Source organism: Brevundimonas sp. (genome assembly GCF_003248455.1).
In the GTDB taxonomy this organism is placed as follows: Bacteria; Pseudomonadota; Alphaproteobacteria; order Caulobacterales; family Caulobacteraceae; genus Brevundimonas.
Window position 1 is genome coordinate 16469 of sequence record NZ_QFNM01000014.1, and the last position, 14903, is coordinate 31371.

A 14903-nucleotide genomic window follows, 5' to 3' on the forward strand; every position below is an offset into this window, starting at 1 on the left:
GTTCGAAGGCATTTAGCGGATCGTCATCATCGTGCTAAGAGCCGCGCCCTTTATAGGGGCGGCGCTGTCGCCAGGGTTTTTGACTTCGGGAGAAGCACGAATGAGCAAGGTGCTGGTTATCGGCGCGGGCGGCGTCAGTTCGGTGGCCGTCCACAAGATGGCGATGAACACGGACATCTTCTCGCACATCACCCTGGCCAGCCGCACCAAGTCCAAGTGCGACGCGATCGCCGCCTCCGTGAAGTCGCGCTTCGGCGTGGCCATCGACACGGCGGCCATCGACGCCGACGACGTGGCGGCGACCACCTCCCTGATTGAGCGGGTCGAGCCTCAGCTGGTGGTCAACCTGGCCCTGCCCTATCAGGACCTGTCGATCATGGACGCCTGCCTGGCCGCGGGCGTCGATTATCTGGACACCGCCAACTACGAGCCGCGCGACGAGGCCAAGTTCGAATACAAGTGGCAGTGGGCCTATCAGGACCGCTTCGAAAAAGCCGGTCTGATGGCGCTGCTGGGTTCGGGCTTCGATCCCGGCGTGACCTCGGTCTTCACCACCTACGTCAAGAAACACCTGCTGGATTCCATCGAAACGCTGGACATCCTGGACTGCAACGGCGGCGACACCGGTCTGCCCTTCGCCACCAACTTCAATCCCGAGATCAACCTGCGCGAAGTGACCGCCCCGTCGCGTCACTGGGAGAACGGCCAGTGGGTCGAGGGTCCGGCCCTGAGCCGCAAACAGACCTTCGACTTCGAAGGCGTCGGTCCGAAGAACATGTACCTCATGTACCATGAGGAACTGGAATCGCTGGCGAAATTCTATCCCGAGATCAAGCGCATCCGCTTCTGGATGACCTTCGGCGACAGCTATTTGAAGCACCTCGAAGTGCTGGAGAACATCGGCATGACCTCGATCGAGCCGATGATGTTCCAGGGTCGCGAGATCGTCCCCATCGAGTTCCTGAAGGCCCTGCTGCCGGAACCCGCCTCGCTGGGGCCGATCACCAAGGGCAAGACCAACATCGGCGTCATCGCCACCGGCCTGAAGGACGGGGTCAGGAAGACGGTCTACGTCAACAACATCTGCGACCACGAAGAGGCCTATGCCGAGACCGGCAACCAGGCCGTCAGCTACACCACCGGCGTGCCCGCCATGATCGGCGCGGCCCTGATGCTGACCGGCCAGTGGAAGGGCGACGGCGTGTTCAACATGGAGCAACTGGATCCCGACCCCTTCATGGCGATGCTGAACCAGCACGGCCTGCCGTGGAAGGTTCAGGACCTGGACGCCCCTCTGGACTTCTGATCGGACCGACTGAATGCAGACCCAGGCCGGCGATCCGGGCGCCTTTGCGCATTTCGATCTGAACCGCGTCGCCTCGCCCGCCTTCGTGGTGGACGAGGCGGCCATCCGTCGCAATCTGTCCGTGCTGAAGGGCGTGCGCGACGGGGCGGAGGCGCGCGTGCTTCTGGCGCTGAAGGCGTTTTCGATGTGGTCGCTGGCCGATGTGGTCGGCGAATATCTCGACGGGGTCTGCGCCTCGGGCCTGTGGGAGGCGCGGCTGGCGCGCGAGTTCTATCAGGGCGAACTGACCACCTATTCGCCGGCCTATACGGCGCAGGATCTGCCCGAGATCCTGCGGCTGTCCGATCACGTCATCTTCAACAACCCAGCCCAGATCGCCCGGTTCGCCGGCCTGATCGCCCAGGCCCGCGCCGAGGGTGAGGCGTTCGAGATCGGCCTCAGGCTGAACCCCGAACATTCCGAGGGCGAGGTCGCCAAATACGATCCGGCCCAGCCCTGTTCGCGCCTGGGCTTTCCCATATCGCAGTTGAAACCCGAACATCTGATCGGAGTGGACGGCCTGCACATCCACGCCCTGTGCGAGCAGGACTTCCAGCCCCTGGCGCGCATCTGGGCGGCGGTGGAGCCCAAGCTTCAGCCGCTGCTGGGCGAGATCAAATGGCTGAACCTGGGCGGCGGCCACCATATCACCCGCGCCGATTATCAGCGGGACGATCTGGTCGCCTTCGTGCGCGACCTTCAGGCGCGTCACCGCGTTCAGGTCTATCTGGAGCCGGGCGAGGCCGTGGCGCTGGACGCCGGCATCCTGATCGGCGAGGTGCTGGACGTGTTCGACAACGGCATGCCCGTCGGCATCACAGACATCTCGGCCACCTGCCATATGCCCGATGTGATCGAGGCGCCCTATCGCCCCGCGCTGCTGAAAGAGCCCGAGCATGGCGTGACGGTGCGGCTGGGCGGGCCGTCGTGCCTGGCCGGCGACATCATCGGCGACTACGTCTTCGCCGAACGGCCGACGCCGGGAACGCGCATCGCCTTCCTGGACCAGGCCCACTATTCGATGGTGAAGACCAACACCTTCAACGGCGTGCCGCTGCCGTCCATCGTGCTGTGGAACTCGGACACGGATGCGCTGACGACGGTGCGCGCGTTCGACTATTCGGCCTTCCGCGACCGTCTGTCGTAGGCGCAAAAAAAGGGCGGCTCGCGCCGCCCTTCCCCGACCTATTCGTCTTTCGGCTCGTCCGCCGCCGGTTCGGCGTCGGGCTTGGGCGTTGAGCCCGGTTCGGTGACGACGATGCCTTCGGGCGGGGGCGGCAGTTTCGACAAGTCGCCGCCGGCGCGCAAAACGTCCAGCGCCCGCTGAAGCTGATAGTCCTTTTCCTTGTCGAACTTGTCGCCCGGAGCTTCGCGCGGGGTGTGCGGCCCCTTGCGCTCGGCCCCGATGGAGGCGTCCAGCGCCGTGGCGTAGGCGGCCTCGGAATAGATGAAGCTGGAGCGCGAGACGATGCGCGCCTCGGCCTCGGAGCGCGCCACTTCCAAATCCGGCTCGATGCCGATCTTCTGAATCGAGGCGCCAGACGGCGTGTAGTAGCGCGCCGTCGTGATCGACAGGGCGCCGTCCTGCCCCTGGCGCAGCGGGATTACGGTCTGCACCGACCCTTTGCCGAAGCTGGTCAGGCCGACGACCGTGGCGCGCTGGTGATCCTTCAGGGCGCCGGCGACGATTTCCGACGCCGAGGCCGAGCCGTAATTCACCAGCACGACCAGCGGCAGGCCGCCGGTGATGTCGCCGGGCTTTGCCGAATAGCGCTGAATCTGCTCGGGCTTGCGCCCCCGCTGGCTGACGATTTCGCCGCGCTCCAGGAAGGCGTCGGACACGTCGATGGCGGCGTTCAGCAGGCCCCCGCCGTTGTTGCGGAGGTCCAGCACATAGCCCTTAACGCCAGGCTTCTCGGCCTTGATCTTGGCGATGGCTTCGTTCAGCTCGCGGCCAGTGTTTTCGTTGAAGGTCGAGACGCGCAGATAACCGAAGTCGCCCTCGACCCGTCCGGTGACGGACTGGACCTTGATGACCTCGCGGGTCAGCGTGACCTCCAGCGGGTCGGAACCGTCGCGAAGGAACGTCACCTTGACGCTGGCGCCCACCGGACCGCGCAACTTCTCCGATACCTGGCTGACCGTCAGGCCGGCGGCGTTCTGGCCGTCGATGGAGGAGATGACATCGCCCGCCTGGACCCCGGCGCGGGCGGCCGGGCTGTCGTCCATCGGCGAAATGACCTTCACCATGCCGCCGTCGGCGCTGATGGTCAGGCCGACGCCCGAATACTGGCCCTCGGTCCGCTCGCGCAGTTCGTCGTAGTTGGAGGGCGGCAGGTAGTTGGAGTGCGGGTCCAGCGCCGTCATCATGCCGGCCAGGGCCGCCTCGATCAGCTTCTTGTTGTCGACGGGAACGACATAGGCCTGCTCGACGATGCCCACGACATCGCCGAACAGCTCCAGCATGCGGAAGGTTTCGTTGCGAGGGGTCTGGCTGGAAACAGCGGCGGCGGACCCGCCGAGCACCAGTGCGGCGCAGCCGACGAGGAGCAATTTACGCATTCGGTCTCTTTCGGTCGGGCCGATCATTCAAGGCGCCCGTTGGAAGGGTAAGGCCCCGCAGACACGACCAAATCGTGGCGACGCAGCGTCCCTCCGATAAAATCAGCGTCAGGCGGGAATGCAAAGGACTATTGCAGCCTCACCGCAACCACGGCCCCGGATCTATGGGCCTTTCGTCGCGGCGCAGTTCGAAATAGACGTCGCCGTCCGGCCCGCTGCGGCCCAGGGTCTGGCCGTCCGCGACGCGGGCGTCGCCCTGGACCTCTACGCTCTCCAGCCCGGCGACGACGGCGCGCCAGCCGGGCCCCAGGTCCAGCACCACCACATTGCCCCAGCCGGTCAGCGGCCCGGCGTAGGCGACCTTGGCGTCGGCTGGCGCCTTGACCGCCGCCCGGTCTGCCCGCCAGCGCCAGCCCGAGGTCCCCTGCCCCCAGGTCTGGGTCGGCGCCCCGGCGACGGGCGGGCTGAGGCGGGCGCGATTGGCCGGCAGGCTGGCCGTGGGGGTCTCGACAGCCTGCGCCTCGGGCACGGCTCCGCCCAGTTCGCGGATGCGCCGCTCCAGCACATAGGCGGCGCGTTCGGCGGCGCGCGCCTCGGCGTTCAGCACGGCGGTCAGGGCGGTCTTGCGCGCCGTCAGCCCCTCGATCTCGGCCCGCCGGTCGCCTTGCGCGCTCTCGGTCGTCAGCAGGCGTTCGGAGGACAGGACGGCCAGGCGGCGGATGCGCATGATCTCGGCCTGACGCGCCGCCAGGGCCTTGGCGCGGGTCTCCAGGTCGGGGGTCATGGCCTTGAGCAGGATGGAGGCGCGCACGGTGTCGATGGCCTTGTCCGCCGGGACTAGCAGGGGCGGCGGCGGGCGGCGGCTCATCATCTGAAGCGCGCTGAGCAGCCGGCTCTGGGCGCCGCGCTCGCGCGCCAGGCCGGAGACCAGTTCGGCCTCGCGCTCGCTGAGTTGCCGCAGGCGCGCGCGCTGATCGTCGATCTGGCGGTCGTCGTTGCGTTCGTCGACACGCAAGCTGGCCAGCCGCCGCTCCAGCTGGGCCAGTTCGGCCTTGGCGGCGTCGGCATCGGCGCGCAGCCGCCGCGCCCGCACCGCCTCGTCGCGGTACTCCGCCTGGATTCGCGAAAGCTCGCTTTCGGGCGCCTGACGTCCCGTCGCCGGGGCGGCGATCAGCCCGGCCAGCAGGGCGACGACAACAGGAACGGGGGCGCGACGCATCAGTCGCGATGATACGGCGATCCGGCCAGGATGGTCACGGCCCGATACAGTTGCTCGGCCAGCAGGACTCGGGCCAAGGCATGGGGCCAGGTCTGGGGACCGAAGGCCAGGGTCGAGGCCGCGGCCGCGCGCACGCTGTCGTCCAGCCCGTCCGCCCCGCCGATGGCGAAGACCAGACGGCGCTCGCCCTGATCCCGCAGCCTGGCGACATGGTCGGCGAAGGCGCGCGAACCATAGGTCCGGCCCCGTTCGTCGCAGGCGATCAGGTGCGCCCCCTCGGCGGCGGCCAGGATCAGCTCCGCCTCCGCCGCCTTGCCCGGCTTCCTGGGCTCGAGGTCGATCAGTTCCAAAGGCCCCAGGCCCAGCGCGCGCCCCGCCAGGGTGGCGCGCCGGGCGTAGTCGTCGGCCAGCGTGGCCTCGGGCCCCCGGCCCGGTCGGCCGACGGCGACGATGCCCAGCTTCATCGGTCAGTCGCGCGCGGTGCGGTGCGCGGAATCGACGGCCCAGATCTTCTCGATGTTGTAGAAGGTGCGGACCTCGGGCCGGAACAGGTGAACGATCACGTCGCCCGCGTCGATCAGCACCCAGTCGCAGTGCGGCAGGCCCTCGACCTTGGCCTTGCCCAGCCCCTGTTCCTTCACGGTGCGCAGCAGGTGGTCGGCGATGGCTCCGACATGGCGGTGCGACCGGCCGGACGCCACGATCATGGTGTCGGCCATGGCGCTCTTGCCCCTCAGGTCGATCAGGACGAGGTCCTGGGCCTTGTCCTCGTCGAGGCGGCTCAGCAGGGCTTCTTCCAGCGGGGTTGCGCCGATCGGGCGCGGCGCAGCGTCGTCGAAACCGCGCGGCGCGGCATCGAAATCGGCGTCGTCTTCGGAATGGAGAGGTTCGATAGGGTCCATCTCGTGCGCCGTATTCGAGACGGCGGCGTCTTGCGTATCGTACGCGGGCGAGGGGGTCAGCGGAGGGCTCCGGGAGCGTTGACTAAAGACGCCCTCTAGCACGGATGGGCCGAAACGTGAACCGGCGTCGAAATCACGCCCCCGTGGGCGCGCCGGGGCGGCGGCTTCCGGCGCCGCGAATGGCCGTCGAGGACAGCGGATTGAGCGGCGCGGTCAGATAGGTCCAGGCGGGAGCGGCCAGGACGGGCAACAGCCCCGCCTCCCGATCCGGCACGCGGAAGCCGGCGAACCGGGCGGCCGCCGGCGCCGTGCGGCTGTCAAGCAGCGACCCCGGCCGGGCGATCACCGCGACCGGCATCAGCCGCATGATGTCGGTCCAGCCGCGCCAACGGTGGAAGCTGGCCAGATTGTCCGACCCCATCAGCCAGACGAAATGCACGCCGGGATGCCGCGCGGCCAGCAGGCGCAGCGTGTCCACCGTCCAGGCCGTTCCCGCCCGGCTCTCGAAATCCGACACGATCATGGACGGGCCGCGCGCATGGGCGCGGGCCGAAGCCATCCGTTCGTCCAGGGGGGCGCTGTGACGGGCGTCTTTCAGCGGGTTCTGAGGCGAGACCAGCCACACCACGCGGTCCAGCCCAAGGCGGCGCATGGCCGTTTCCGCGACATGGGCGTGACCATCGTGCGCCGGATTGAACGACCCGCCGAACAGACCGACCTTCATGCCCGGCGCCAGGGTCAGGCCGTCGCGCAGCGCCCCGGATCGGGGGCCGGCGCCTTTGGGCGCGGGACCGGCGTGGAAGAAGGACAAGCGGCGTCTCGGGCGGCGGGGTTTTGCTCAGCGGCGCCCTTATAACGCGGGACTTTGTTCAGCCTACAGAAATCGTCGTCAGACCGCCGCCTCGAACAGGGCGTCGCGGGCGATGTCGGCGTGGGTCATGGGAAACAGGTGCCCGCCGCCCGCCACGATCTCCACGGTCACATTGGGCATGACGCGCGGCGCGACCGGCAAATGGGTCAAGGCGCCGTGCTCGGCCTTCAATATCCGCACCGGCCCCGGATAGCGCCGCAGCGCCCGCCACGGATCGTGCGCCTGGGCGACGTAGTTGGCCGCCTCCCACGCCGGGGCGGCGGCCAGGTCGAAACCGCCGCCGTCCGCCTTCAGACCCTCGGACAGATAGTCGGCCAGCACCGTGTCGGGCCAGCCCTTGAAGGCCCCCCGCCCGCGGTAGGCGGCCATGGCCTGTTCGCGGCTGTCGAACCGGCTGCGGCGGCGAAGCGTGGATTTGGCGATGGGGATGGCGCCCATGAAACGATGGGCGAAGGGCAGGTTGAAGGCCAGGACCGTCATCCGCCTCCAGATCACCGGATCGAAAAGCGCCAGGCTGGAGACGCGGTCCGGCCGCTGGGCGGCCGCCAGCAGCGAGGCGGTTCCCCCCATCGAATGGCCGGCCATGACCACCTGCGGCCCGTCCAGGGTTTCCAGCAGGGCCAGCAGGTCGTCGCGATGGTCAAGCCAGCTGGTCTTTGGCCGGGTGAAGACCGGCAGGGTCGAACGCCCGTGGCCGCGCAGGTCCGGCGCCCAGATGCGCAGCGAGGTCGACAGCGGCGACAGCAGACTGCGATAGGTGGCGGCGTTGAAACCGTTGGCGTGGCTGAAGATCAGGTCGACCGGCCGGTTCGGATCGCCGAAATCCAGCACCGCCATCTCGCCGGCGCCCCAGCGGTTGTCGATCGGCACGGACAGGCGGCGCGGCGGGGACAGCAACGCCGCATCCATGATCACGCCGCCTCGCGACAGGCGGCGCAGCGCCCGTGCGCCTCTATGGTCGTGCGGGCGATGGCGTAGCCGGCGGCCGAGGCGGCGGCGCTCATGGCGCCCTGGTCGGGCCCGCTGACCTCGCGCGTCGCCCCGCAGCAGTCGCAGATCAGGAAGGCGGCGGCGTGGACGGCGTCCCCCTCGTCGCTACAAGCGACATAGGCGCTGATGGAGGCGATGCGGTGCGCCATGCCCAACCGCTCCAGGAATTCCAGCGCGCGATAGACGGTGGGCGGCTTGGCGGCCTGGCCGTCCTCGCCGAAGCGGGCGATCAGGTCATAGGCCTTGACCGGCTCGCCGGCCTCAAGCAGCAGGGCCAGAACCCGGCGGCGCTGGGCCGTCATCCGCTCGCCCTGGCGGATCGCGCGCGCCTCGGCCGAGGCCAGGGCGCGATCCAGCGCGCCGCCCTTCAGGCCGGAATGGTCGTGGTCGTGATCGCAAGCGGCGCCCATGGCCCACAGCTAATGGCTGACGCCCTTCGCCGCAACACGCAAGCCGACGGTTTGCCGCTGGGTCGGGGTTGGGCTAGAAGGCCCGCCTCATACCACCATTTCCAGAGCGTCCTCGCTTCATGACCGACACGAACAACTCGCCGCTCGAAGGCAATGTCCTGTTTTACACCAATCCCGAGCCGCTGGATCAGAGCGTTCACGGGACCCTGGGCGTCAATCCGTCCGACAAGCCCTACGCCTTCGTGGCCCAGACCAACATCGTGCCGCTGACGGTCACGGAATTCGCGGCCGCCGCCCTGTCCTACCCGATCATCTTCACCGGCGAAAACCGCCAGCCGGTGGTGGTCATGGGCCTGCGCCAGGGCGAGAACCTGTTCGTCGCCGACGACGGCGAGTTCCGCGGCGACGCCTATGTGCCCGCCTATGTGCGCCGCTATCCGTTCGTCTTCGCCGACGACAAGCAGAACCAGCGCCTGATCCTGTGCATCGACCGCGGCGCGGCCATCGTCGCCGAGGGCGGCCAGAACCCGCTGTTCGTCGATGGCCAGCCCAGCGACTACACCAATATGGCGATGGAGTTCTGCAACAACTTCGAGCAGGAGCGCCAACGCACCGAAAGCTTCGTCCAGTTGATCAAGGACCTCGACCTGCTGGACACCCGCGACGCCATCTTCACGCCGCGCAACCCCGACGGCACGCCGGGCGAGCCGCAGAAGCTGGCCGAATACTTCGCCGTGTCGGAAGACAAGCTGCGCGCCTTGCCGGCCGAGAAATTGGCCGAACTGCGCGACAACGGCGCCCTGGGCCAGATCTACGCCCACCTGGTGTCGCTGCTGGGCTGGGACCGCCTGATCGCCCTGGCCTTCCTGCGCCAGGCCCAGCCGGCGACCGTCAACTAGGACGGACGTTCGGACCAAATAGACGCCCCGACGGTTCGCGCCGTCGGGGCATCTTGATTTTCAGCGCCGCGAGAAGACCGCCCGCGTCAGGCATGAGAAGACCAGCCGCCCCGCCTCGTCCAGCAGGTCGTGGGAGGCGATGACGATGCCCTTTTCGTCCCCGACCGGATCCTTGCCCATCACCGTCATCCGCCCGCGCAGCAGCTCGCCCGCCGGGGGATTGCGCATATAGCGCAGGCCGTCGACGGCCAGGACCTTGGTCTGGGCCCAGCCGCCGGACTTGTCGGCGGCCAGGCGGCTCCACAGAACGTAAACCATGGCGTCCGGCGCGCCGTAGGCTGCGTCCCAGCCGGGCGAGAACCGCTCGATGAAGACGTCCAGCGCCGCCTGATCCACCGCACAGGCCCCCAGGGGCACGACCTGACCCACCTCCAGGTCTTCGAAATGGACGTGCAGCGGGTCGCTCATGCGCGTGGCCTTGTCTAAGCGGGGTCGGGCGGGATCAGGCGGGTTCCTCGGAAACCCGGACCAGCAACTTGCCGTCGTGATCGCCGGTGAACAAGCGATTCAGCGAATCCACGGCGCCTTCCAGGCCGTCGTCGACGTGCACCTTCCACTTCACCCGGCCGTCGGCCAGCCACGGCCCCATCTCGGCGACCATCTCCCTGGCGCGCGCGGCGTAGTCCAGGACCAGGAAGCCCTGGACGTGCAGGCGATGGGTGATGATGCGCGCGAAGTTCGGCGAAGGCGGCGCCTTGGTGGCGTTGTAGGACGACACGAGACCGCACACGGCCATGCGGCCGTGCACCTTCAGGCGATTGAACACGGCGATCATGATGTCGCCGCCGACGTTCTCGAAATTCAGATCGACGCCGTCTGGGGCCAGACGATCCAGCGCCTGGCCCACATCCTCGTTCTTGTAGTCGATGGCCGCATCGAAGCCGAGCTCGTCGACCAGCCAGGCGCATTTCCGCGGCCCGCCAGCGATGCCGATGACGCGGCAGCCGCGCTGTTTGGCGATCTGGCCGGCGATGGAGCCGACCGCGCCCGCCGCCGCCGAGATGACGATCGTCTCGCCGGCCTGAGCCTTCAGCACGTCGGTCACGCCGAAATAGGCGGTCAGGCCGGTCATGCCGAGCACCGACATATTGGCCGTCAGCGGCAAGCCGGGCGCGCGATGGACGGGACGCAGGGCCGCCTCGGGCACGACGGCGTAATCGGCCCAGCCGCCGGAGATCGGCATGACCACGTCTCCAGCCTTGAACCGCTCGGCGCGGCTGTCCTCCACCACGCCCAGGGTCAGGCCGCGCATGACCTCGCCCAGGCCCACCGGCGGCAGATAGCCTTCCGAATCGTTCATCCAGGTGCGGTTGGTCGGGTCCAGCGAAAGATAGACGGTGCGCACCAGCACCTCGCCCTCGGCCAGGTTGGGCACGGGCGTCTCGATCAATTCAAGGTCCCCGGGCTGTAGCAGTCCCTTGGGACGCTGGCGCAGCACCCACTGACGATTTGTCCTGTGTTCCCGCGAAGCCATCGACGTCTCTCCTGAAGGTTTTCTTTGACCACCATCTTGGCCCGGCTGCTGCCGTCGGTCGAGCGGCAGGCCAAGAAAAAGCGGCCCTTTCGGACCGCTTTGAAGTGGCGTCATCGAGAATGAGGCGCGGAGGCGGCAGACCGGCAGTGGCCAGTCTAAGTCGGGGGGCGTCGCCGCCTCCGCATGCCGATAACGACGCCGACCAACGGGGGTTCCCGCCGCGCATCTTTTCTTTCGCCCGGCGCCGCCCAGATAAGGAAGCCCCGTCGCTTCGAGCGAACGGGGCCTCCGACATTATAGGATTCAAGAAGGATCCAGGGGCTTAAGCGGCCTGTTTCTGTCGCGATGGATGGAAGAACAGGGCTTGGCTGATCGCCGCCTTCACCGTCTCGGGCTGGAACGGCTTGGTGATCAGGAAGGTCGGTTCGGGCCGCTCGCCGGTCAGCAGGCGTTCCGGGAAGGCGGTGATGAAGATCACCGGCACGTCCATCGTCTTCAGAATGTCCTTGACCGCGTCGATGCCGGAAGAGCCGTCGGCCAACTGGATGTCGGCCAGGACCAGGCCCGGCTTGTGGCGAGCGACGGCCTCGATGGCCTCGTCATGGGTGGTGGCGGTGCCGGTGACGCGGTGGCCCAACTCCTGCACCAGGCTCTGGATATCGGCCGAAATGATGGCCTCGTCCTCGATCACCAGAACGTCGGTAGCCAGTTCGGCGTCGATGTCGGCCTGGGCGTCGGCGATCAGCCGTTCGACGTCGCGGGGATCGGCCGAAAGAATTTGGGCGGCTTCGGACGGGGTGAACCCTTCCAGGGCCGTCAGCAGGAAGGCCTGACGCGAACGAGGCGCGATGCGCAGCAGACGCTGGGAGGCGTCGGCGCCCGTCGTCTCCAGGCCGCCGCTTTCAAGCTGGGCGCCGGTCGAGGACCAGATGGCGTGAAACACGTGATACAAGGCCACGCGCGGCGTCATGTCCGGCGACAGCTGTTGCTCGCCCGCCGCCAGAGCTTCGAGCGCGACGCGCACATAGTTGTCGCCCGTGGATTGGTCGCCGGTCAGGGCGCGGGCGTAGCGACGCACATAAGGCAGGTGCGGCGCGAGTCTAGCCAAAAGGCTCATTCAGAAAGTCCCCGACAAATCTCCGCCTTCCCGGCAAGGGAAAGCGCTACAGCGGGCATAAACGTATCATATCCGTCGCGGTTCCCAGCCTTCCACCAAGCTTGAGCTTAAAATATCGGCGTCGTAGGAACCGGCGCGCGGGGACGACGTTAGGCTGGCATCTCGCGAAGACGTTGGGTGGGCCTTGTTCTGTCTATGATTGATTCTACCGACTCCTCGGGCGCCAGGGGCGCGGACCGCAAAGGGGAGGCGGACCTCGAAGAAGCGCGCCTTCGCCAACAGGCCATCGGCGTCAAGCTGCGGCATATGTTCGACGAAGTCGTCAACGAACCGGTGCCGGACGAGTTCCTGGAAATCCTGAAGCGCGCCGACGCCAAGGCGGCGTTGGACGGTCCCGCATGAGCACCTCACGCCTGGGAGCCGCCCCCAAGCCTGCGTCTGCCGACGACGAGGGCTTCAAGCGCGAGCTGGTCTTGCTGATCCCGCATCTGCGCGCCTTCGCCCGCACCCTGACCGGCGATCCCACCGCCGCCGACGATTTGGCGCAGGACGCCATGATGAAGGCCTGGGACGCGCGCGCCAGCTATCAGATGGGCACCAACATGAAGGCCTGGACCTTCATGATCCTTCGCAACCAGTTCTATTCCGAGAAGCGCCGATCGTGGCGTCAGTCGCAGCTGGACCAGGAAGCCGCCGAACGCACCCTGGTCGCCGTGGACGACCCGGAAGCGCCCGTCGCCCTGGACGAGTTGCGCCAGGCGCTGAAGACCTTGCCGGAGGAACAGCGCGAAGCCCTGATCCTGGTCGGCGCCGGCGGCTTCGCCTACGAAGAGGCGGCCGAAATCTGCGGGTGCGCGGTCGGCACGGTCAAGAGCCGCGTCAGCCGCGCGCGCCGCGCGCTTCAGGCCACGCTGGAGAAGGGTGGATACAGCCGCGACGGCCAGGCAGCCGGAGAGGCGATGCGGACGATCTTGGGCGAGGCCGACAGGCTGGCCGGCGCACGGGGCTGATCGGCGGTGAATGCGCCGTCCCACGCCGCAGGGCCGCGCCCGGGTCGCGCGTGGACGAAGGACCGATTCCAAGGCATTCGTTTTCGACTGGGCGCGGCCATGGCCATGGCCCTGCTGCCGATCTTCGTCCTCAGCCTGATCCAGACCCAGGCCGATTTCCGCCGCCAAGCCGAGGATCGGCAGGTCGACCTGCAACTCGCGGCGGAACGCAGCGCCTCGGACGCCAAGGCCCAGCTGGACAGCGCCCAGGTGCTGCTGCGCGCCCTAAGTCCCGACGCCGCCGGTCCCTATTGCGCCGCGCGGCTGACCGCCCTGGTCGGCCAGCTGGAGGGCTATGAGGGCCTCTATCGCATCAGCCCGACGGGCGAGGCCGTCTGCGCCTCGGGCCGGCCCGACGGCCTGCGTTCGGGCGTGGCCCCGGCTGCGCGCGCCCAATGGTTCCAGCGTCTGCGCGATGGCGAGGAAATGGTCGTCATGCGGGCGCCCGACGACGCCGGCTATCGCGCCGCCCTGATCGTCGCGACGCGGGCCGAGCGGCCGATGGGCCGGTTCGACGGCGCCATGGCCGCGGTCATTCCGCTGTCGGCGCTGCAAACCGATCTGGACGATCCGGCCCTGCCCTCCGGCTCCCAGGCCGCCCTGACCGACGGGGCGGGACGCATCCTGACCGCCAGCGATCCCGGCGCCTTCATTCTGGCGGGCGACGACGACATCGCCGATTGGGTGGAACGGGCGCGAAACCAGGGCTCGGCCGTGTTCGACGCGCGCGACGCCGCCGGCGCCCGGCGCGACTACGCCGGGGCGGCCCTGGCCGGCGGCGACCTCTACGCCCTGCTGTCCGCGCCGTCGCAAGGCCTGTTGTCCTGGGCGCGGTTGAATCCGATCGGGACGCTGCTGCTGCCGCTGGGGGCGTGGCTGACGGCCTTCGCGGCGGTGATGCTTCTGTCCGAGCGCATCTTTATCCGCTGGCTGGACTATCTGGAGCGGGTGGCGGCCATCTATGCGCGGGGCCGGTTTTCGGTGCGCCCGCTGCAAGCCATGAACGCGCCCGCCGAGATCCGCACCATGGCCAAGACCCTGGACGAGATGGCCGAGGCCATCACCGTGCGCGACCGCGAACTGACCGACGCCCTGGCCGAAAAGGACGCGCTGATGCGCGAGATCCACCACCGGGTGAAGAACAATCTGCAGATCATCTCGTCCCTGCTGTCGATGCAGCAGCGGGCCCTGACCGACGCGCCGGCCAAGGCGGCCCTGGGCGACACGCGCCAGCGGATTTCGGCCCTGGCCCTGATCTACCGCACCCTCTACCAGAGCGCCGACATCCGCCACGCGGACGCGCGCGAGTTCCTGAACGAACTGGTCGGCCAGCTGGTGGCCAGCGAGGCAGGCCGCGGGCCCGTGGTGGTCAGTTCGGTGGACGCCGATTCCCTGCACGTCGATCCCGACAAGCTGGCGCCCTTGGCCCTGTGGCTGGTCGAGGCGGTGACGAACGCCCAGAAGCACGCTTTCGCCCTGCGCGGCGGCGTGCTGAAGGTGCGTTTCCGCGTCCAGGGCGACACCTCGGTTCTCGAAGTCGAGGACGACGGGCCAGGCGCCCCCGCCGGCGCCGAGGTCGGGGTGGGCCGCACCCTGATGAGCGCCTTCGCCAAACAGCTTCGCGGCGAGACCGAGTTCTTACCCGCGCCGAACGGCGGCACCATCGCCCGCATGACCTTCGCCACGCCCGAGGCGCTCATCCCCGTCGACCCGGCCGACACGTCGTCCGCAGCCAAAGGAACCGGAGCCGTGGCGTCGCGTTGATCCGGCAGGACCGAGGCGTTCACCTCGGCTAACCCTCGGAGTTTCCTGATGCGCAAGATTTTCGTTCTGGTCGCCGCCGCCGCCGCCCTGACCACCGCCGCCTGCAACACCGTCGAAGGCGTGGGTCGCGACACCCAGGCCGCCGGCCAAGCCGTGACCGGCGCCGCCCAAGACGTCAAGAACTGATTTCGAAGCAGCCTCGGCTGCATCGACAGACTTGCAAGGCCCCGCTTCGTCGGGG

At 68.3% G+C, this 14903-nt stretch carries 17 protein-coding genes; 7 read left to right on the plus strand and 10 right to left on the minus strand.

What is annotated here, in order from left to right; genetic code table 11:
* The first annotated feature begins 100 nt into the window (after nt 1-100).
* A complete protein-coding gene (locus tag DI624_RS06875) occupies nt 101-1306 on the plus strand; it encodes a saccharopine dehydrogenase family protein (RefSeq protein WP_291536973.1) in 1206 nt (401 codons plus the stop codon).
* A gap of 13 nt (nt 1307-1319) precedes the next feature.
* Nucleotides 1320-2492, plus strand: a complete 1173-nt coding sequence (locus DI624_RS06880; protein ID WP_291536974.1) for a carboxynorspermidine decarboxylase — start codon at nt 1320-1322, stop codon at nt 2490-2492.
* 38 nt (nt 2493-2530) lie between these two features.
* On the opposite strand, the gene DI624_RS06885 is transcribed toward DI624_RS06880, so the two are convergent.
* The 7 genes from DI624_RS06885 to DI624_RS06915 all read right to left on the minus strand — a co-directional run bounded on the left by DI624_RS06885 (nt 2531) and on the right by DI624_RS06915 (nt 8299).
* Complete coding sequence (locus tag DI624_RS06885) at nt 2531-3907, minus strand: S41 family peptidase (RefSeq protein WP_291536975.1); 1377 nt, start codon at nt 3905-3907, stop codon at nt 2531-2533.
* A 139-nt stretch (nt 3908-4046) separates the two neighbouring features.
* Nucleotides 4047-5126 (minus strand): peptidoglycan DD-metalloendopeptidase family protein, encoded by a 1080-nt coding sequence (locus tag DI624_RS06890; protein WP_291536977.1) that lies wholly within the window; start codon nt 5124-5126, stop codon nt 4047-4049.
* Complete coding sequence (rlmH, locus tag DI624_RS06895; protein ID WP_291536979.1) at nt 5126-5590, minus strand: 23S rRNA (pseudouridine(1915)-N(3))-methyltransferase RlmH; 465 nt, start codon at nt 5588-5590, stop codon at nt 5126-5128. The genes DI624_RS06890 and rlmH overlap by 1 nt, the downstream gene beginning before the upstream one ends.
* A gap of 3 nt (nt 5591-5593) precedes the next feature.
* Entirely contained in the window at nt 5594-6028 is a 435-nt protein-coding gene (rsfS, locus tag DI624_RS06900) for a ribosome silencing factor (RefSeq protein ID WP_291536981.1), read from the minus strand.
* 133 nt (nt 6029-6161) lie between these two features.
* Nucleotides 6162-6839, minus strand: coding sequence for a nicotinate-nucleotide adenylyltransferase (locus DI624_RS06905; protein ID WP_291536982.1), 678 nt, complete (start codon nt 6837-6839; stop codon nt 6162-6164).
* A gap of 78 nt (nt 6840-6917) precedes the next feature.
* Complete coding sequence (locus tag DI624_RS06910) at nt 6918-7808, minus strand: alpha/beta hydrolase (protein WP_291536984.1); 891 nt, start codon at nt 7806-7808, stop codon at nt 6918-6920.
* A 2-nt stretch (nt 7809-7810) separates the two neighbouring features.
* Entirely contained in the window at nt 7811-8299 is a 489-nt protein-coding gene (locus DI624_RS06915; protein WP_291536986.1) for a Fur family transcriptional regulator, read from the minus strand.
* Nucleotides 8300-8418: 119 nt separating this feature from the next.
* Here DI624_RS06915 and DI624_RS06920 point away from each other — a divergent pair, with 119 nt between their 5' ends.
* Complete coding sequence (locus tag DI624_RS06920) at nt 8419-9198, plus strand: SapC family protein (RefSeq protein WP_291536988.1); 780 nt, start codon at nt 8419-8421, stop codon at nt 9196-9198.
* A 60-nt stretch (nt 9199-9258) separates the two neighbouring features.
* Here DI624_RS06920 and DI624_RS06925 read toward each other — a convergent pair whose 3' ends face one another.
* The 3 genes from DI624_RS06925 to DI624_RS06935 all read right to left on the minus strand — a co-directional run bounded on the left by DI624_RS06925 (nt 9259) and on the right by DI624_RS06935 (nt 11849).
* Nucleotides 9259-9666, minus strand: a complete 408-nt coding sequence (locus DI624_RS06925) for an acyl dehydratase (RefSeq protein ID WP_291536990.1) — start codon at nt 9664-9666, stop codon at nt 9259-9261.
* A gap of 34 nt (nt 9667-9700) precedes the next feature.
* Nucleotides 9701-10732, minus strand: coding sequence for an NADP-dependent oxidoreductase (locus tag DI624_RS06930; protein WP_291536991.1), 1032 nt, complete (start codon nt 10730-10732; stop codon nt 9701-9703).
* Between the two features lie 322 nt (nt 10733-11054).
* Entirely contained in the window at nt 11055-11849 is a 795-nt protein-coding gene (locus DI624_RS06935; protein WP_291536992.1) for a response regulator, read from the minus strand.
* Between the two features lie 195 nt (nt 11850-12044).
* Here DI624_RS06935 and DI624_RS06940 point away from each other — a divergent pair, with 195 nt between their 5' ends.
* The 4 genes from DI624_RS06940 to DI624_RS06955 all read left to right on the plus strand — a co-directional run bounded on the left by DI624_RS06940 (nt 12045) and on the right by DI624_RS06955 (nt 14848).
* A complete protein-coding gene (locus tag DI624_RS06940) occupies nt 12045-12251 on the plus strand; it encodes a NepR family anti-sigma factor (protein ID WP_291536994.1) in 207 nt (68 codons plus the stop codon).
* On the plus strand, nt 12248-12859 hold the full coding sequence (locus DI624_RS06945; RefSeq protein WP_087120860.1) for a sigma-70 family RNA polymerase sigma factor: 612 nt from the start codon (nt 12248-12250) through the stop codon (nt 12857-12859). Before DI624_RS06940 ends, DI624_RS06945 begins: the two co-directional genes overlap by 4 nt.
* Nucleotides 12860-12958: 99 nt before the next feature.
* Nucleotides 12959-14662: a sensor histidine kinase gene (locus DI624_RS06950; protein WP_291536995.1), complete on the plus strand. Its 1704-nt coding sequence runs from the start codon at nt 12959-12961 to the stop codon at nt 14660-14662.
* A gap of 48 nt (nt 14663-14710) precedes the next feature.
* Nucleotides 14711-14848, plus strand: coding sequence for an entericidin A/B family lipoprotein (locus DI624_RS06955; RefSeq protein ID WP_291536996.1), 138 nt, complete (start codon nt 14711-14713; stop codon nt 14846-14848).
* Nucleotides 14849-14903: the final 55 nt, after the last annotated feature.